Source organism: Streptomyces sp. NPDC088794, assembly GCF_044750545.1.
Taxonomy (GTDB): Bacteria; Actinomycetota; Actinomycetes; order Streptomycetales; family Streptomycetaceae; genus Streptomyces.
The window spans coordinates 116319-135257 of the sequence record NZ_JBIVKB010000008.1 but is presented as its reverse complement, the minus strand read 5'-3'; the positions used below and the strand labels follow the sequence as shown (position 1 = coordinate 135257).

12 protein-coding genes are annotated in these 18939 nt (G+C 70.9%); 9 read left to right on the top strand and 3 right to left on the bottom strand.

Features of this window, described 5'->3' with window-relative positions; genetic code table 11:
• The first annotated feature begins 149 nt into the window (after positions 1-149).
• From ACIP6U_RS23280 to holA, 6 genes are all read left to right on the top strand, one after another.
• Positions 150-1241: a helix-hairpin-helix domain-containing protein gene (locus tag ACIP6U_RS23280; protein ID WP_401720935.1), complete on the top strand. Its 1092-nt coding sequence runs from the start codon at positions 150-152 to the stop codon at positions 1239-1241.
• Positions 1238-3835, top strand: a complete 2598-nt coding sequence (locus ACIP6U_RS23275; RefSeq protein WP_401720932.1) for a ComEC/Rec2 family competence protein — start codon at positions 1238-1240, stop codon at positions 3833-3835. The genes ACIP6U_RS23280 and ACIP6U_RS23275 overlap by 4 nt, the downstream gene beginning before the upstream one ends.
• A 4-nt stretch (positions 3836-3839) precedes the next feature.
• Positions 3840-4721: an arylamine N-acetyltransferase gene (locus ACIP6U_RS23270; protein WP_401720930.1), complete on the top strand. Its 882-nt coding sequence runs from the start codon at positions 3840-3842 to the stop codon at positions 4719-4721.
• Between the two features lie 96 nt (positions 4722-4817).
• Positions 4818-5699, top strand: coding sequence for a YceI family protein (locus ACIP6U_RS23265; protein ID WP_401720927.1), 882 nt, complete (start codon positions 4818-4820; stop codon positions 5697-5699).
• Between the two features lie 40 nt (positions 5700-5739).
• Positions 5740-5985, top strand: a complete 246-nt coding sequence (locus tag ACIP6U_RS23260; protein WP_123999908.1) for a hypothetical protein — start codon at positions 5740-5742, stop codon at positions 5983-5985.
• 178 nt (positions 5986-6163) lie between these two features.
• Positions 6164-7150, top strand: a complete 987-nt coding sequence (gene holA, locus ACIP6U_RS23255; RefSeq protein ID WP_401720925.1) for a DNA polymerase III subunit delta — start codon at positions 6164-6166, stop codon at positions 7148-7150.
• A 374-nt stretch (positions 7151-7524) separates the two neighbouring features.
• Here holA and rpsT read toward each other — a convergent pair whose 3' ends face one another.
• The gene (gene rpsT, locus ACIP6U_RS23250) at positions 7525-7791 is read right to left on the bottom strand and encodes a 30S ribosomal protein S20 (protein WP_123999906.1); all 267 of its coding nucleotides are present in this window, start codon (positions 7789-7791) and stop codon (positions 7525-7527) included.
• A gap of 221 nt (positions 7792-8012) precedes the next feature.
• Here rpsT and lepA point away from each other — a divergent pair, with 221 nt between their 5' ends.
• Together lepA and ACIP6U_RS23240 are read left to right on the top strand one after the other, a co-directional pair.
• Positions 8013-9887 carry a translation elongation factor 4 gene (lepA, locus tag ACIP6U_RS23245; RefSeq protein ID WP_401720921.1) on the top strand — a complete coding sequence of 625 codons (1875 nt, stop codon included), beginning with the start codon at positions 8013-8015 and terminating at the stop codon, positions 9885-9887.
• Between the two features lie 226 nt (positions 9888-10113).
• A complete protein-coding gene (locus ACIP6U_RS23240) occupies positions 10114-11988 on the top strand; it encodes an AMP-dependent synthetase/ligase (protein ID WP_401720919.1) in 1875 nt (624 codons plus the stop codon).
• 99 nt (positions 11989-12087) lie between these two features.
• Here ACIP6U_RS23240 and ACIP6U_RS23235 read toward each other — a convergent pair whose 3' ends face one another.
• Positions 12088-12663, bottom strand: a complete 576-nt coding sequence (locus ACIP6U_RS23235) for a two-component system response regulator (RefSeq protein ID WP_401720916.1) — start codon at positions 12661-12663, stop codon at positions 12088-12090.
• Between the two features lie 12 nt (positions 12664-12675).
• Positions 12676-16839 carry a HAMP domain-containing protein gene (locus ACIP6U_RS23230; protein WP_401720914.1) on the bottom strand — a complete coding sequence of 1388 codons (4164 nt, stop codon included), beginning with the start codon at positions 16837-16839 and terminating at the stop codon, positions 12676-12678.
• Positions 16840-17056: 217 nt separating this feature from the next.
• Here ACIP6U_RS23230 and ACIP6U_RS23225 point away from each other — a divergent pair, with 217 nt between their 5' ends.
• Positions 17057-18919: a SpoIIE family protein phosphatase gene (locus tag ACIP6U_RS23225; RefSeq protein ID WP_401720911.1), complete on the top strand. Its 1863-nt coding sequence runs from the start codon at positions 17057-17059 to the stop codon at positions 18917-18919.
• The last annotated feature ends 20 nt before the right edge of the window (positions 18920-18939 follow it).

Below are 18939 nucleotides of genomic sequence, written 5' to 3'. Positions count from 1 at the left end.
GGCGTGAGGTGGGGGCGGGCGCCGGTGACAGGGCGTCGGTGGTGCTGAGGCTCACCCGTGTGGGTGGTGGAGTTATCCACAACTCGGCGATCGTCCACGGGAATTGAGCAAGATCATCGCGATGCCGGCGGGTGCCCGATCCTCGTCGCATGGCACTTCGATCACGATCACGCACAGCGACGGCGACCAGCGGACCGGGGCGCGGTCCCGCCTCCGACGGCAGGAGCCGCCATCGCCGCCAACCGTCCCGGGGCAGGGGCGGGGCCCGACAGCGGCATGCGTCGGCTCAGGAACTCCGGCGTCGGGCCGAGGTGTTGTTTCCTGGGCGCGCGGGTGCGGGTGCGGGTGCGGATGCGGGTGTTGGCGTGGAGGGGTGGCGGGAGCCGGGGGTCGGGCCGCCGCTGGAGGAGGACCTGGCGGAGGACGACGCCCGCGTCGATGCCGGAGGCGCGCGGCCTGCGGATGCCTGGCGTGGGCGGCTCGGGGCGTCGGTGCGGGAACGGATGCCGCTGTGGGTGCAGACGCGGTGCGGGCTGGAGCGGCGGAGTGTGGTCGCGCTCGGGGTGCTGCTCGTGGTGGCGGCCGTGTTCGCGGTGCAGCACTTCTGGACGGGTCGGACGGAGTCCGTACGGGCGCCTGAGGTGGTGCGGGCGGGGGCGCCGTTCGGGGCGGCGGGGAGGGAGAGCGGGGCGCCGGGGTCGACGGGGTCGGGAGGCTCGGCGGGCGTTGCGGGCTCGGCGGGTGCGTCGAATGCGGTGGGCGCGGCCGGTGCGGCGGGCGTGGCCGGTGCCGAGATCGTGGTGGACGTCAGCGGCAAGGTCCGGGAGCCCGGGATCCATCGATTGCCGGCGGGTTCGCGTGTCGAGGATGCGCTGCGTGCGGCGGGCGGCGTGCGGCCCGGTACGCGTACGGACGGGCTCAATCGGGCGCGGTTCCTCGTGGACGGGGAGCAGGTGGTCGTCGGGGGCCCGGCCGGCGCCGCTGCTCCGGGCGCGGTGCCGGGGGCGGCGGGCGGGCCGGTCGGAGCGGCTGCGGGAGCGGCTCCCGCGGCCCCGGTCGCTCTGAACACGGCCACTGTGGACCAGCTCGACACCCTGCCGGGCGTCGGACCGGTGCTGGCCCAGCACATCATCGACTACCGCACCCAGCACGGCGGCTTCCGCTCGGTGGATGAGCTGCGGGAAGTGAACGGCATCGGCGACCGCCGTTTTGCCGATCTTCGGAATCTCGTACGGCCATGAGGGCGCCCGGTTCCGATGAGCGGACGGCGGTTCGCGGTGAGTTCGAGCGGTCGGCCGTTCACGCCGCCTCCGGGAAACGGCTCGGCGAGGCCCATCCCCGGCAGGAAGGCCCGACGGATCTACGGCTCGTGCCGCCCGCGCTGGCGACCTGGGCGACGGCGGCGCTGATGTTGGACGCGTCGGCGGGGTGGGTCACCGGGGTCACCGTCGGATGCCTGGTGGTGGCGGGAGTGCTGCTGCTCCTGCGCCGGCGCAGGTCGGTCGAGGGCGTGGCATGGCAGCGCGTCTCGGTCGCCGCCGTCCTGCTCTGCGTCGCCGCGGCCGCGCTCTCCGCCGGGCTGCACGGGGCCGACGTGCGACGGGGGCCGGTGCCTGGTCTGGCCGAGCAGTACGCCAGCGTCGGGGCCGAGGTCGAGGTCACCGGCGATCCACGGCTCACCCGGCCTCGGATCAACGGGGATCACGCGGCACCGGAGTCCGTGCTGATCGAGGGGGAGGTGCGACGGGTTCGGGAGACGGGCGGGACGGAGGTGAGGACGCGGGCACCGGTGTTGGTGATCGTTGATGTCGGTGCTGGTGCTGGTGCTGGTGCTGGTGCTGGTGCTGGTGGCGGTGCCAGTGCCGATGCCGGTACGACGTCCTCCGTCAGCGGCCCGGCGCAGTCGCCGTGGCTGGGTGTGCTGCCCTCCACGCGGCTGTGGGTCGTGGGGCGGTTGGTGCCGGCGTTGGTCGGTGGTGATCGGGTTGCGGGGGTGGTGCGGGTGCGTGGGCAGGCGGTGCCTCAGGTGGTGGAGGGGCCGTCGGGGGCGCAGCGGTTCGCGGGGCGGTTGCGGGGTGGACTGCGTGAGGCGACCGACGGGTTGCCGGCGGATGCCAGGGCGCTGCTGCCTGGGCTGGTCGTCGGGGACACCTCGCGGATCACGCCCGAGTTGGACGAGGCCTTCAAGGAGACGGACCTGGCGCACACGCTCGCCGTGTCCGGGAGCAACCTCACGATCATCCTCGCGCTGCTCATCGGTCCACCGGGACTGGCCCAGCGGGCGGAACGCCGGGGGCTCGCCCCGCGGCTCGGCATCTCGCTGCGCGCCACGGCGCTGTTCGGCGGAGCCCTGACGCTGGCGTTCGTCGTCGTGTGCCGGCCCGACCCGAGTGTGCTGCGGGCCGCGGCCTGCGGGGCGGTCGCGTTGCTCGCGCTGGCGACCGGGCGCCGCAGATCGCTGATCCCGGCGCTCGCGACGGCCGTACTGCTGCTGGTGCTGTACGACCCCTGGCTGGCCCGGAGTTACGGCTTCCTGCTCTCGGTGCTGGCCACCGGTGCCTTGCTCACGCTCGCGCCGCGCTGGAGCGAGGCGTTGCGGCGGCGCGGGGTGCCCGCGAGGTTGGCGGAGGGGCTGGCCGCGGCGGCCGCGGCGCAGGCGCTGTGCGCGCCGGTCGTCGCCGTGCTGTCGGCGCGGGTGAGCCTGGTGGCCGTGCCGTGCAACCTGCTCGCGGAGGTGGCGGTGGCCCCGGCGACGGTGCTGGGGTTCGCGGCGCTGGCGACGGCTCCGTCGGCGCTGCCGGTGGCCAAGGTGCTTGCCTGGTGCGCGAGTTGGCCCGCCGGGTGGATCGCGGAGGTCGCCCGCACCGGGGCCGCGCTGCCCGGCGGGGGAGTGGACTGGCCGGGGAGCTGGAGCGGGGCGGCGCTGCTCGGACTCGTCACGGTGGTCGTCCTGTTCGCCGGCCGCCGGCTGCTGCGGCATCCGTGGTGGTGCGGGCTGTGCGGGGTGCTGCTCGTCCTGGTCGTCGTCCAGCCACCGCCGTTGACCAGGGTGGTGACGGGGTGGCCGCCGCCGGGCTGGCGGTTCGCGATGTGTGACGTCGGCCAGGGCGACGCGACGGTTCTCGCGGCGGGCGAGGGCACCGGAGTCGTCGTGGACGCGGGACCCGACCCGGCGCTGGTCGACCGGTGTCTGCGCACACTCGGCATCACCCGGATCCCGCTGGTCGTGCTGACCCACTTCCACGCCGACCACGTGGCCGGGTTGCCCGGAGTGCTGCGCGGGCGTGCGGTCGGGGCGATCGAGACGACGGGGTTGGCGGAACCGGTGGACCAGGTCGAGTTCGTACGGAAGGAGGCGGTTGCTCGGCACATTCCGCTCACCCGGGCCGTCGCCGGGGAGGAGCGGCGCACCGGGCCGTTGTCCTGGCGGGTGTTGTGGCCGCCGCCGCCCGGGGCGCCGACCCCGGACGGGCCGAACGACGCCAGCGTCACCCTGCTCGTCCGGTCGGGCGGACTGCGCGTCCTGCTCCTCGGCGATCTCGAACCCCCGGCCCAGCAGGCGCTGTTGAGATCGCCCGAGGGGGCGTCGGTGGTCGGCGTGGACGTGTTGAAGGTCGCTCATCACGGGTCGGCGTACCAGGATCCGGAGTTGATACGCGCGGTGGCGCCACGGCTCGCGCTGATCTCCGTCGGCGCGGACAACACGTACGGCCACCCGGCCCCCAGCACGGTCGCGGCGTTGAACGCCCTCGGCGCGGTGGTGCTGCGGACCGACCGGGACGGGGCGTTGGCGGTCACGGGGACGGGCGAGGAGGTGCGGGTGGCGAGAGACTGAGGGCATGGACTCCGTGCAGATCGATGCCTATCTCCGCCGGCTGGGATTCGAGCGTCCGGCGGGTGCCGGCGGTTCCGCAGCCGACCTCGCCGTCGATCCCGGCGATGGACCCGCCGCGGGACCGGCCGTCGAACCCACCGTCGACCTGCTGTGCGATCTGCATCTGCGGCATCTGCGGGCCGTGCCGTTCGAGAACCTCTCGGTTCATCTCGGCGAGGAGATCGTGCTGGAGGAGGCGCGGTTGGTGGAGAAGATCGTGGGGGCTCGGCGGGGCGGGTTCTGCTACGAACTGAACGGGGCGTTCGGGGCGTTGCTCACCGCGCTCGGCTTCGAGGTCACGCTGCTGGCGGCGCGGGTGCACGGGGGCGAGGGGCGGCTCGGGATCCCGTACGACCATCTCGCGCTGAAGGTGCGGACGGTGGACGGGAGCGAGTGGCTGGCCGACGTCGGGTTCGGGGCGCACAGCCACTATCCGCTGGCGTTCGGGGAGCGGGGGGAGCAGGCGGATCCCGGGGGCGTGTTCCGGATCGTCGGGGCGGACGCGGGCGCGGGGGAAAGGAGAGATCTGGACGTCGTCCGAGGCGGCGAGGCCCAGTACCGCATCGAGGTGCGCCCGCGCGTGCTCCGGGACTTCGTGGCCGGGGCCTGGTGGCACAGCACCTCGCCGGCCTCGCACTTCACGCGGTCGCTCGTGTGCTCGCGGGTCACGGAGGACGGCGGGAGGATCACGCTCAGTGGGCGCACCTTCAAGGTGACGGGCGGGGACGGGGCTCGGGAGGAGCGGGAGTTGGGCACGGACGAGGAGGTGCTGGCGGTCTATCGGGAGCGGTTCGGGATCGAGCTCGACTGTGTGCCAACTGTACGGAAAACCGACCAGTATGGCTAATTCCCGCGATGTGGTCCTGAGTTGCCTCGAAAGCCGCATCGGTGATCGAATGCATCTTCGGCAACAGTGATGTCGAGGCGTGCAGAGGTGGCGTTGATGTTCGGCCGTGGGCGTGGAAACCGTACGAACCGGGTGCAGCGGTCGAGTCCCCTGGCGGCGGTGCAGACTCCGCCGAGTGCCGGGGTGCTGAGCTGTCGGGTGCTCGATCCGGTCAACGAGCCGGTGCAGCATGCGGAGTTCGCGGTGAGCGACGCGCACGGGCGCAAGGTGGTGTGCGGGGAGACGGATCCCTTCGGGGCGTTCGTGACCACGGTGCCGGCGGGGGAGTACCGGCTCGCGGTGTCGGCCGAGGGGTACACGCCGTACCGGGCGAGCGCGACCGTCGCGGAGAGCACGCTCGCCTCGTTCGGCGATGTGACCCTCCAGTTGGCGCAGCCCCTGGAGCTGCCGGCGGTCGGTGACTGGGACATCGAGCCGGCGCACTCCTCGATCGCCTTCACCGCACGGCACATCGGGCTCGCGCGGGTCCACGGGCGGTTCAACATCTTCGCCGGGGCGATACGGATCGCCGAGCCGGTGGGGCAGTCGGCGATGCATGTGGTGATCGACGCGTCGTCCATCGACACCAATGTGCGGATGCGCGACGACCATCTGCGGTCGGCGGACTTCCTGGATGTGGCCCGTTTCCCGACGCTGGAGTTCTACAGCGAGCGGTGTGTGCACAAGGGCGGCAACCGGTGGGCCGTCACCGGGGCGCTGACGCTGCACGGGGTCACGCGCACGGTCACCCTCGACACGGAGTATCTCGGCCTCGGCAACGGGATGGAGGGCGAGGTGCGCGGGGCCTTCCGGGCCACGACCGAGTTGCATCGCGACGACTTCACGGTGAGTTGGCAGACGATGCTGGCGCGGGGGATCGCGGTGGTGGGGCCGAGCATCCGGATCGAGCTGGACGTGCAGATCGTGCGCAAGGGCTGACGCGCGAGGGCGCACATGCGGTGGCGGGCAGAATGGGCCCGTGAGCGATGTGAGACATGTGCTGGTGCTGCCCGATCGTGATGCCGCCGAGGAGGCGGTGCGGGCGCTGGGGGAGCGGTTCGCGGTCACCGAGGAGCCGCGGTTGGTGCGGGACGCGCTGGCCGGTGAGGACGATGCCGAGGACGCGCAGTGGCTGGTGGTGCTGCGGGACGAGGCGGGACGGCTGGATCCGGCGGAGTTGGACGCGTTCGCCGGGGAGTGGGACGGCTGGCGCGAGGAGCCGTAGGCCTGCCGGCGGTGGCGGGTGGCAGCGCCAGTGACGGTGGCGGTGACTGTGGCAGTGGCAGTGGCAGTGGCAGTGGCAGTGGCAGTGGCCGTGACTGTGACTGTGGTGGAGGTCGCTGACGCGGTGCGCGGAAGGTGGTCGGCGGTCGTTGTCGGTGCCGCGTGCCATGCTTGTCGCAATGGCCAGGAAGACTGCTGAAGACGACCCTCTCGCCCCGGTGACGCTTGCCGTGGGCCAGGAGGCCCTCCTGCTCGACCGTGCCGTGCAGGAGGTGGTGACCGCCGCCAAGGCCGCCGACGCCGACACGGACGTACGTGACCTCACCTCGGACCAGGTGCAGCCCGGCACGCTCGCCGAGTTGACCAGTCCGTCGCTCTTCGCGGAGCGCAAGGTCGTGGTCGTACGCAACGCGCAGGATCTGTCCGCCGACACGATCAAGGATGTGAAGGGGTATCTCGGGGCGCCCGCCGAGGAGATCACCCTGGTGCTGCTGCACGCGGGCGGAGTCAAGGGCAAGGGGCTGCTCGATGCCGCGCGCAAGGCGGGGGCGCGGGAGGTGGCCTGTCCGAAGATGACCAAGCCGGCGGATCGCCTGGCCTTCGTGCGGAGCGAGTTCCGGGCGACGGGGCGGTCGGCCACGCCCGAGGCCTGCCAGGCGCTCGTCGACTCCATCGGGAGCGATCTGCGGGAGCTGGCGGCCGCGGTCTCTCAGTTGGTCTCCGACATCGAGGGGACGATCGACGAGGCGGTCGTCGGGCGGTACTACACGGGGCGTGCCGAGGCGTCGAGTTTCACCGTCGCCGATCGGGCGGTGGAGGGGCGGGCGGCCGAGGCGTTGGAGGCGTTGCGGTGGTCGTTGTCGACCGGGGTCGCGCCGGTGTTGATCACCAGTGCGTTGGCCCAGGGCGTGCGGGCGATCGGGAAGCTGTCGTCCGCTCGGGGTGGGCGGCCGGCCGATCTGGCGCGGGAGTTGGGGATGCCGCCGTGGAAGATCGACCGGGTCCGGCAGCAGATGCGGGGGTGGACGCCGGACGGGGTGTCCGTCGCGTTGCGGGCGGTGGCCGATGCGGATGCGGGGGTCAAGGGGGGCGGGGACGATCCTGAGTACGCGTTGGAGAAGGCGGTCGTGATCATCGCGCGGGCGGCCCGGTCGCGCGGCCGGTAGTTTTCGCCCCCGCCGCCCCTACCCGTCCCATCCCCAGGGGCGCTGCCCCTTCGACCCCGCCAGGGGGCTCCGCCCCCTGGACCCCCGATCGGCCCTGAACGGGCCTCGTCCTCAAACGCCGGACGGGCTGAAAAACCAAAGACCAAAGACCAAGACCCAAAACCAGGCGCGCGGCGCAGTCGTCGGGGCCGCCTCCGCGCATGCCGAAGGCCCCGGCCTGCCGCCCGGGGAAGGGCGGAGGTCGGGGCCTTCGGGATCAAGCTGGTGGATTCCGCGCCCGCGTGGCGAACGCAGTCGTGCGCGGTATCCGTAGGTGCCGGTCGGGGGCGGGAGAGAGGGCCCGCCCGGGTCCTTCCGGTGTTCACATCAATGTGTCAGCCCTTGAGGGCAACGACCTTCGAAGCAAGCGCCGACTTCTTGTTGGCGGCCTGGTTCTTGTGGATGACGCCCTTGGAGACGGCCTTGTCGAGCGCACGCGCGGCAGCGCGCTGCAGCTCGGTGGCCTTCTCGACGTCACCCGCGGCAGCAGCCTCACGGGCCTTGCGGACCGCGGTCTTGAGGGAGGACTTCACGGCCTTGTTGCGCAGCCGGGCCTTCTCGTTGGTCTTGATCCGCTTGATCTGGGACTTGATGTTCGCCACGAATGAGCCTTTTCAGGTTCAGGCACGGGACCGCGAGGGCCTCGTGCCAGGTGATTTCTTTGGGTGTGTCCCGTGCTGAGAGGGCATGAGACACAGCTGCCAACGTTACCAGGGGCCCACCGGATGGCCCAAACCGGTCGCAGGTCCCCGCCCGTGGGACCATGGAGCCTACGTATCGATCCGACCCGAGGCACAAGGCGCCTCAAGAGACAGGACCCTGCGTGCCCGCGACCCCTGACATTGTGCCCGCGCCGAGCCGGACCGCCCCGGCTCTGATCCGCAATTTCTGCATCATCGCGCACATCGACCACGGCAAGTCCACCTTGGCCGACCGGATGCTCCAGCTGACCGGTGTGGTCGAGCAGCGACAGATGCGCGCTCAGTACCTCGACCGTATGGACATCGAGCGCGAGCGCGGCATCACGATCAAGTCCCAGGCGGTGCGTCTGCCCTGGGCCCCCACCGAGGGGCCCGACAAGGGCACCACGCACATCCTCAACATGATCGACACCCCGGGGCACGTCGACTTCACCTACGAGGTCTCGCGGTCGCTGGCCGCGTGCGAGGGGACCGTTCTCCTCGTCGACGCCGCCCAGGGCATCGAGGCCCAGACTCTCGCCAACCTCTACCTGGCGATGGAGAACGACCTCACGATCATCCCCGTACTGAACAAGATCGACCTGCCGGCCGCCCAGCCGGAGAAGTTCGCCGAGGAGCTGGCGAACCTGGTCGGCTGCGATGCCGACGACGTGCTCAAGGTCTCCGCCAAGACCGGGCTCGGGGTCGACGCGCTGCTCAACCGGGCGGTGCGGGACATCCCGGCGCCGGTCGGTGTCGCCGACGCGCCCGCCCGGGCGATGATCTTCGACTCGGTGTACGACTCCTACCGGGGCGTCGTCACGTATGTACGTGTCATCGACGGGCAGCTCAACAAGCGTGAGCGGATCCGGATGATGTCCACCGGCGCCACCCACGAGCTGCTGGAGATCGGCACCAACTCGCCGGAGATGCTCGGCGCCGACGGGCTCGGGGTCGGCGAGGTCGGCTATCTGATCACCGGTGTGAAGGACGTCCGCCAGTCCAAGGTCGGTGACACGATCACCACCCTGCACAACGGCGCGACCGAGGCGCTGGGCGGGTACAAGGACCCCAAGCCGATGGTCTTCTCGGGCCTGTATCCGCTGGACGGGTCCGACTACCCGGAGCTGCGGGAGGCCCTCGACAAGCTCCAGCTCAACGATGCCGCGCTCGTCTACGAGCCGGAGACCTCCGCCGCCCTCGGTTTCGGCTTCCGCGTCGGCTTCCTCGGGCTGTTGCACCTGGACGTGGTCCGGGAGCGGCTGGAGCGCGAGTTCGGGCTCGACCTGATCGCGACCGCGCCCAACGTGGTGTACCGCGTCGACATGGAGGACGGCAGCGAGCACGTCGTCACCAACCCGAGCGAGTTCCCCGAGGGGAAGATCGACAAGGTCTTCGAGCCCGTCGTGCGCGCGACGATCCTGGCGCCGTCGGAGTTCATCGGCTCGATCATGGAGCTGTGCCAGACCCGGCGCGGCACCCTGCTCGGGATGGACTACCTGTCGGAGGACCGGGTCGAGATCCGGTACACGCTGCCGCTCGCGGAGATCGTCTTCGACTTCTTCGACCAGCTGAAGTCCAAGACCAGGGGGTACGCCTCGCTCGACTACGAGCCCACCGGCGAGGTGGACTCCAGTCTGGTCAAGGTGGACATCCTGCTGCACGGCGACAAGGTCGACGCGTTCTCGGCGATCACGCACAAGGACGCGGCGTACGCGTACGGCGTGCGGCTGGTCGCCAAGCTGCGCGAGCTGATCCCGCGACAGGCCTTCGAGGTGCCCATCCAGGCCGCCATCGGCTCCCGGGTGATCGCCCGCGAGACCATCCGCGCCATCCGCAAGGACGTCCTCGCCAAGTGCTACGGCGGCGACATCTCCCGTAAGCGCAAGCTGCTGGAGAAGCAGAAGGAGGGCAAGAAGCGGATGAAGATGGTGGGTTCCGTGGAAGTTCCGCAGGAGGCCTTCATCGCCGTGCTGTCCAGCGACGAGAACGCGGGATCGGGCAAGGGCAAGAAATAGTCCCGTGCCGTACCGATTTCCCGGGCCCGTCGCGCTGCCGCGCGGCGGGCCCGGTGTCGTCCGTCGGTGGACCGGGCGTCGCTCCTGGTGGGAAGTGGCTGTCCGCCGCCCCTTACGCGGTGGCCGGTCGCGCTTTACTCTGATCCCCTGCTCGATAGTTACTCGCGAGTTAAACAACAGCCGCACTTGAGCCAGCCGCCGCACTGTCGCGGGCCCGGAGGATGTCGTGAGCGACACACAGACCCTGATCGAGAACCGTCCGCCGAGCGTGGCGACCCTCTTCCTGGAGCGCGTTTCGGCCACACCGGACGCCGAGGCGTACCGCTACCCCGTACCGTCGGCCGCCGGCGAGGGCCCGGACGACTGGAAGTCGCTGACCTGGGCCCAGGCCGCCGAGCGCGTCTACGCCATCGCGGCCGGCCTGATCGAGCTGGGCGTCCAGCCGGAGCAGCGCGTCGCGCTCGCCTCCTCGACCCGCGTCGAGTGGATCCTCGCCGACCTGGGCATCCTGTGCGCGGGCGCCGCCACGACCACCGTCTATCCGCAGACCAACGAGGACGAGTCGGCGTTCATCCTCGCCGACTCCGACAGCCGGGTGCTGATCGCGGAGGACGCGGCGCAGCTGGCCAAGGCGGTCGCCAGGCGCGCCGAGCTGCCCGACCTGACGCACGTGATCGTGATCGACCCGACCGGCGTCGAGTCCGGTGACTGGGTGCTCACCCTCGCCGAGCTGGAGCAGCGCGGCGCCGAGCACCTGGAGAAGAACCCCGACCTGATCAAGGAGCGGGTCGGCGCGATCACCAAGGACCAGCTGGCCACCCTGATCTACACCTCCGGTACCACAGGCCGCCCCAAGGGCGTGCGCCTCCCGCACGACAACTGGTCGTACATGGCGAAGGCCATCGCCGCGACCGGCCTGATCAGCGGCGAGGACGTGCAGTACCTGTGGCTGCCGCTCGCGCACGTCTTCGGCAAGGTGCTCACGTCCGGGCAGATCGAGGTCGGGCACGTCACCGCCGTCGACGGCCGCGTCGACAAGATCATCGAGAATCTGCCGGTCGTGCGGCCGACGTACATGGCGGCCGTCCCACGGATCTTCGAGAAGGTCTACAACGGGGTCGCCGCGAAGGCCCGGGCGGGCGGCGGCGCCAAGTACAAGATCTTCCAGTGGGCCTCCGAGGTCGCCCGCGAGTACGCCAAGGCCGCCCAGGACAACTTCCGGCGCACCGGCACGGCCTCCGTACCCTTCGGGCTCGGCGCCAAGCACAAGGTCGCCGACGCGCTCGTCTTCGCCAAGATCCGCGAGGCCTTCGGCGGCAACCTGCGTGCCTGCGTCTCGGGTTCCGCCGCGCTCGCGCCCGACATCGGCTACTTCTTCGCCGGCGCCGGCATCCACATCCTGGAGGGCTACGGGCTCACCGAGTCCTCGGCGGCCTCCTTCGTGAACCCCGGCGAGGCGTACCGCACCGGCACGGTCGGCAAGCCGCTGCCCGGCACGGAGGTGCGCATCGCGGAGGACGGCGAGATCCTGCTGCGCGGGCCCGGCATCATGGAGGGCTACCACGGGCTGCCCGAGAAGACCGCCGAGGTGCTGGAGTCGGACGGCTGGTTCCACACCGGCGACATCGGTGAGCTCTCGCCCGACGGCTACCTGCGCATCACGGACCGCAAGAAGGACCTCATCAAGACGTCGGGCGGCAAGTACATCGCGCCCGCCGAGGTGGAGGGGCAGTTCAAGGCGGTGTGCCCGTACGTCTCCAACATCCTCGTGCACGGCGCCGACCGGAACTTCTGCACCGCGCTGATCGCCCTTGACGAGCCGTCCATTCTGGAGTGGGCCAAGGAGAACGGCCTGGAGGGCAAGTCGTACGCCGAGGTGGTGGCCGCGCCCGCGACCGTCGCCTTGATCGAGGGCTACGTCAAGGAACTGAACGAGGGTCTCCAGCGCTGGCAGACCATCAAGAAGTTCCGCCTCCTGCCGCGCGACCTCGACATCGAGCACGGGGAGATCACGCCCAGCCTGAAGCTGAAGCGGCCGGTGGTGGAGCGGGAGTACAAGGCGCTGATCGACGAGATGTATGCGGGCTCTCGCGAGGCGTAGAGGGAAGGGCACCGGGGCTGTACGGCTGCTGATGGGGCGTTGTGACTCGTCGCGCCCACGCGGCGGAGCCGCAAGTTGATACAGCCCCGCGCCCCTGGGTCAGTTGATGCGGCCTCGGCTCAGAAGCTGGCGCAGCTCCCTTACATGGGCGCGCAGCGCCGGCACGTCGAGCGGTTCGTCGCCCTCCAACTGTCGCTCCAGTTGGGCCAGTTGAGTGTTCGCTCTGTTGTAGTCGGCCTGTTCCTGGGTCAGTAACCGCTCCAGCTGCACGTTCTTGCGGTGCAGGTCCAGGAACACGTTGACCTTGGCCCTGAGGACCCATGGGTCGAAGGGCTTGGTCAAGTAGTCGGCGGCTCCCGTGGCGTAGCCGCGGAAGGCGTAGCCGGAGTCGTCGTCCGCGCCGGTCAGGAAGATGATCGGGATGTCCTTGGTCTGGTCGAGCCGCTTGATGTTCGCGGCCGTCTCGAAGCCGTCCATGCCGGGCATCCGGACGTCGAGCAGCACGAGGGCGAACTGCTGGCGCAGCAGCGCCTTCATCGCCTCCTCGCCCGAACGCGCCCGGACGATCGGCTCGTTGAGGGACCCCAGGACGGCCTCCAGCGCGATCAGGTTGTCCTCCATGTCGTCGACGAGGAGGATGCTGGCGCGCTCTTCGGTCGTTGCCTCAGCGCTCATGGTGACTGTGCCTCATTCGGTGTCCGGCGGGACCGCGGCTTCCCCTGTCGTGCCCGGTCCCGGTGCGACGGTCTCCGGGACGGCATCGGCCACTGCCTCGTCCGTGCCCTCCGGATCGAGGAGCGCGCAGACGACGGTGAGCAGTTGGTCGACGTCCACCGGCTTCGGTACGTAGTCGTTGGCGCCCCGCGCGATGGACTTCTCGCGGTCTCCGGGCATCGCCTTCGCGGTCAGCGCGACGATGGGCAGGCCGGTCCAGCGGGGAGCGCGGCGGATGGCCGCGATGGTCTCGTAGCCGTCCATCTCCGGCATCATGATGTCCATCAGGACGAGTTCGACGTCCGGGTTGCGCTCCAGCGTCTCGATGCCCTCGCGGCCGTTCTCCGCGTACAGGACCGGCATGCCGACGCGGCCCAGGACATGGGTGAGGGCGAAGACGTTGCGGATGTCGTCGTCGACGATCAGCACCCGCCTGCCGGGCAGCACTTGTCCGGCCCGGCCCGCCTTCCATGCCTCCAGTTTGGTGGGCGCCGGCCACGAGTCGTCGGGGTCGTGCGTGGCCTGGAACGGCTCGGCGGAGAGCTGTTGCGGCACCGGCACCGCCGGGTCCTCCGGGGTCGCCACGGTCGCCGGATGGCCGGGGGTGACGACGGGGACGTACAGCGTGAAGGTGGAGCCCTGGCCGGGGCGGCTCTCGGCGATGATGCGGCCGCCCAGCAGGCCCGCGATCTCGCGGCTGATGGACAGGCCCAGGCCCGTGCCGCCGTACTTGCGGTTGGTGGTGCCGTCGGCCTGCTGGAACGCCTCGAAGATCACCGGGAGTTTCTCGGCGGCGATGCCGATGCCGGTGTCGGTCACCGCGAAGGAGATGACGTCACCGCTGTCGCGGACGTAGCGGTGCTCGGGGTCCTTGATCCGGGTCACCCGCAGCTCGACCCGGCCGGTCGCGGTGAACTTGATCGCGTTGGAGAGCAGGTTGCGCAGGATCTGCTGGAGGCGCTGTTCGTCCGAGTGCATCTCGCGCGGTACGTCCTCGCCGACGGTCACCTCGAACGCGAGCCCCCGGTCGAGGGTGAGCGGGCGGAAGGTGGCGTGGACGTAGTCGAGCAGCTTGATCAGCGGCAGCTTCTTCGGGCGTACGTCCATCCGGCCGGCCTCGATCTTCGACAGGTCGAGGATGTCGTTGATCAGTTGGAGGAGGTCGGAGCCGGAGCGGTGGATGGTGGTGGCGAACTGGACCTCCTGGTCGGTGAGATGGCCGTCGGGGTTGTCGGAGAGCAGACGGGCCAGGATGAGCAGGGAGTTCAGCGGGGTGCGCAGCTCGTGCGACATGTTCGCCAGGAACTCCGACTTGTACTGGGAGCTGGTGGCCAACAGGGCTGCCTTCTCCTCCAGTTCGGCGTTCGAGCGCTGCAACTCCGCCTGCTGCTTCTGGAGTTCGTCCGAGCGTTCCTGGAGCTGCATGGCCAGGCGCTGGGACTCGCCGAGCAGGGACTCGGTGCGGGAGTTGGCGATGATGGTGTTGATCGCGACGCCGATGGTGTTCACGAACTGGTCGAAGAAGGCCAGGTGGACGTCGGAGAAGCGGGAGAAGGAGGCCAGCTCGATCACGCCGAGCAGCTTGTCCTCGAAGAGGATCGGGATGATCACGACGCTTGCGGGAGCCGCCTCGCCCAGCCCGCTGTTGATCTTGATGTAGTCCGGCGGGGCCTCCTCCACCAGGATCCGCTTCTTCTCGCGGGCCGCCTGGCGGACCAGGCCGTGCACCGGCATGCCGCCGGTGTCGACGGTCGCGCCCTGCGCCGACCCGTAACCGGCGATGAACGCCAGCCCCTTCGTGGGAACGGCGGTGTGCAGGGCCGCGCCGTCCTCGTCCGGGTCGGCGAGGAAGAACGCGCCGTACTGGGCGTTCACCAGCGGCGTCAGCTCGCGCAGGATCAGGTCGGCGACCTCCATCAGGTCGCGGTGGCCCTGCATCAGCGCGGCGAGGCGGGCCAGGTTGGACTCCAGCCAGTCCTTCGCGCGGGTCGTCTCGCGGAGGTTGGCCACCATCAGGTTGATGTTGTCCTTCAGCTCGGCGACCTCGCCCTGCGTCTCCACCGTGATCGAGCGGGACATGTCGCCCTGGGCCACCGCGGAGGCGACCTCGGCGATCGCGCGGACCTGGGTGGTCAGGTTCGACGCGAGTTCGTTCACGTTCGTCGTCAGGCGCTTCCAGGTGCCGTACACGCCCTCCACCCGTGCCTGGCCGCCGAGTTGGCCCTCGGAGCCGACCTCGCGGGCCACCCGGGTGACCTCGGAGGAGAAGGAGGACAGCGTGTCGACCATCGTGTTGATGGCGGTCTTCAGCTCCAGGATCTCGCCGCGGGCGTCCACGTCGATCTTCTTCGACAGGTCGCCGTTGGCCACGGCGGTGGTGACCTGGGCGATGTTCCGTACCTGTGACGTCAGGTTGTCGGCCATGTAGTTGACGTTGTCGGTCAGGTCCCGCCACACGCCGGAGACGCCCAACACCTGGGCCCGGCCGCCCAGTCGGCCGTCGGTACCGACCTCGCGGGCCACGCGCGTCACCTCGTCGGCGAAGGCCCGCAGCTGCTCCACCATCGTGTTGACGGTGTCCTTCAGCTCCAGGATCTCGCCGCGCGCGTCGACCGTGATCTTCTTCGAGAGGTCGCCGTTGGCCACGGCGGTCGTCACCTGGGCGATGTTCCGTACCTGCGAGGTCAGGTTCAGGGCCATGAAGTTGACGTTGTCGGTGAGGTCCTTCCAGACCCCGGAGACCCCGCGCACCTGCGCCTGTCCGCCGAGGTTGCCTTCGGTGCCGACCTCGCGGGCGACGCGGGTGACCTCGTCGGCGAACGCGGAGAGCTGGTCCACCATCGTGTTGATCGTGGACTTCAGCTCCAGGATCTCGCCCTTCGCCTCGACCGTGATCTTCTTGCCGAGGTCGCCCTGGGCCACGGCGGTGGAGACGAGGGCGATGTTGCGGACCTGCGACGTCAGGTTGTCCGCCATGAAGTTGACGTTGTCGGTGAGGTCCTTCCAGACCCCGGAGACCCCGCGCACCTGGGCCCGGCCGCCGAGGTTGCCTTCGGTGCCGACCTCGCGGGCGACCCGCGTCACCTCGTCGGCGAAGGCGGAGAGCTGGTCCACCATCGTGTTGATGGTCGACTTCAGCTCCAGGATCTCGCCCTTCGCGTCCACGGTGATCTTCTGCGACAGGTCGCCGTTGGCCACGGCGGTCGTCACCTGGGCGATGTTGCGGACCTGCGAGGTCAGGTTCGAGGCCATGAAGTTGACGTTGTCGGTGAGGTCCTTCCAGACCCCGGAGACACCCCGCACCTGGGCCCGCCCGCCCAACTGCCCCTCGGTGCCCACCTCGCGGGCCACGCGCGTCACCTCGTCGGCGAACGCGGACAGCTGGTCCACCATCGTGTTCACGGTCAGCTTCAGTTCGAGCAGCTCACCGGTGGCCTCGACGGTCACCGTCCGGGTCAGGTCGCCGCGCGCCACCGCCGTCGTCACCAGGGCGATGTCCCGCACCTGCGCGGTCAGCCGGGACGCCATCGTGTTGACCGCCTCGGTCACATCGCGCCAACTGCCGGACAGACCCGTCACCTTGGCCCGGCCGCCGAGCCGCCCCTCCGTGCCCACCTCGCGCGCGACCCGCGTCACCTCGCCGGTGAACAGCGACAGCTGGTCCACCATCTTGTTCACGGCCCGGCCCAGGCGCCGCAGATCACCGCGCAACTGCCTGCTGCCGTCGTGCAGATCGACCCGCTGGGTCAGATCGCCGCCGGCCACCGCGTCCAGCACCCGCGTGGCGTTGGCCGCCGGCGCCACCAGGGCGTCGAGGAGCTGGTTCACGTCGTTGACCCGGGAGGTCCAGGCGCCCTGCCCCGGACTGGCGCTGACCCGCTCGTCGAGCCGTCCGTGCCGCACCAGCTCCCGCTTGACCCGCTGCACCTCGGAGTTGAAGTGGGTGCTGCGGTCGATGATCTGGTTGAAGGCGGCGGTCAGTTCGGCCACCAGCCCCTGGCCGGTCTCCGGCACCTTGGTGAAGTCACCGTCCCGGGCCGCGATCATCGCGGCGAGCAGCGGGCGCAGCTCCGATGCTCGAAGTTGCTCCGGTTTGTGACCGTCTTCGAGCACACGTGTACCACTGTTCTCACTCATGGCGGCCCACTTCGGTAACTCGGCGCTTATGGGCGTGGCCAGTCTGTCACTCTGTCGGCGTCTACTGAGGTGTATTCGTGCGAACCGTTCCGGGAGCTGTCGATGGGGGCCATTCCGACGCAACGGGAGACCGCCTTCCGCGCCTCCGACGCGCCCGCGCACGGGAGCGCGGAGGGGCGCGGAAGCGTGGAGCAGCGCGGAGCAGCGCCCGGGCGGTGTGCGCCCGCGCGCGCAGAAATCCGCCGCGCTCCCCGGCAGCCCCCTCGCGCCCGGCACCGCCCGCGCGATCGTGCGCGCCGCGCTCACCGAATGGGCCGAGGTCGCCCTGCCCGGCACCGAGCACCTCACCGACCGGCTCGCCGACGACGCCGTGGTCGTGGTCAGCGAGCTGGTCACCAACGCCGTCGTGCACGCCGGCACCGACGTCGAGGTGGCCTGCCGGATGGAGGAGGCGAACGGTGACGTCGTCGTCGAGGTCTGCGACCACCACCCCTCCCGCGCGCCCCGCGACACGGACGCCTCCCACGCACCCCGCGACACGGACCAGCGGGAGTCGCACGAGACCCCGGAGCACGGCCGCGGACTGCGCCTGGTCGCCACCCTCGCCGAGTCCTGGGGCGTCACCTACCGCAGGGGCGCCAAGACGGTCTGGGCACGGCTGTCCGCCGAGGGCACCACGGCCGCGGACGGCATCGAGGAGTACACCGGCCGGCACGCCGTGACCCACGGCCTCGACGCCGCCGAGATCCTCGCCCCCGAACCGCTGCGCGCCGAGTACGACCGCGAGTGGCTGGACCGCGGCGCCCTGTCCTTCCTCGCCGAGGCCTCCGACCTGCTCGCCGGACAGCTCGACGAGAACCTGGTCGCCGCCCTCGCCGGCCAGCTGATCGTGCCGCGGCTCGCCGACTGGTGCGCGGTCTGGCTGGAGGACGAGGCCACCGGACGCGGCGGCTGGGCCGACGGCAGCGGCGGCACCGGACTGCGGCTCGCCCGCGTCTGGCACGGCAGCGAGAACCGCATCGAGGAACTGCGCCGGGCCCTGGAGAAGGACCCGCCGCACCCCGCCGACGCCTCCCGGCCGGGACCGGCCGGCTACCCCTGGCCCGAGGGCGCGCTCGGCCCGCACGGCACGGCACTCGCGTACCGCCTGATCGCCGGCGGCCGGCCGCTCGGCACGCTCGTCATCGGGCGGTCCGGACTCCTGCGCTTCCCCGACGAGGTCACCGGGCTGATCGAGGACCTCAGCCGCCGGGTCGCGCTCGCCGTCGGCGCGGCCCGCCAGTACGCCCGCCAGGCCACCATCAGCCGGGTCCTGCAACGCGGCCTGCTGCCCGTCGCCGTCGCCGAGATCCCCGGCGTGCACAGCGCCCTCGTCTACGAACCCTGCGACAAGGGCGGCCCCAGCGGCGACTTCTACGACCTCTTCCCGGCCGGCGACGGCCGCTGGTGCTTCGCCGTCGGCGACGTCCAGGGCAAGGGCCCCGAGGCCGCCGTCGTCATCGGCCTGGCCCGCCCCTGGCTGCGGCTGCTGGCCCGCGAGGGCTACCGCGTCGCCGACGTCCTGGACCGCCTCAACCGCCTCCTCCTCGACGACGCCACGGAGGCCGCCGACGCCGCCGCCCGGGCCCTCGTACGCCCGCCGGGACCCGGCGAGGGCCCGCAGACCCGCTTCCTGTCCCTCCTCTACGGCGAGCTGGCCCCCTTCGACGGCGGAGTGCGCTGCACCCTCGCCTCCGCCGGACACCCCCTCCCGCTGCTCCTCGGCCCCGACGGCACCGTGGTCACGGCCGCGCGCCCGCAGACGCTCCTCGGCGTCATCGAGGACGAGACGTACACCAGCGAGACCTTCGAACTGCGCCCCGGCGACACCCTGCTCTGCGTCACCGACGGCGTGACCGAACGGCGGTCGGGACCCCGTCAGTTCGACGACGCCGACGGCCTCGCGACGGCGTTCGCCGGCTGCGCGGGCCTGAGCGCCGAGCTGATCGCGGAGCGCATCCGCCGCCTGGTCCACGAGTTCGGCGGCAAGCCACCGGAGGACGACCTGGCGCTGCTGGTGCTCCAGGCGGAACAGGCCTGAGCGACGTAGAGGAAAGTCCT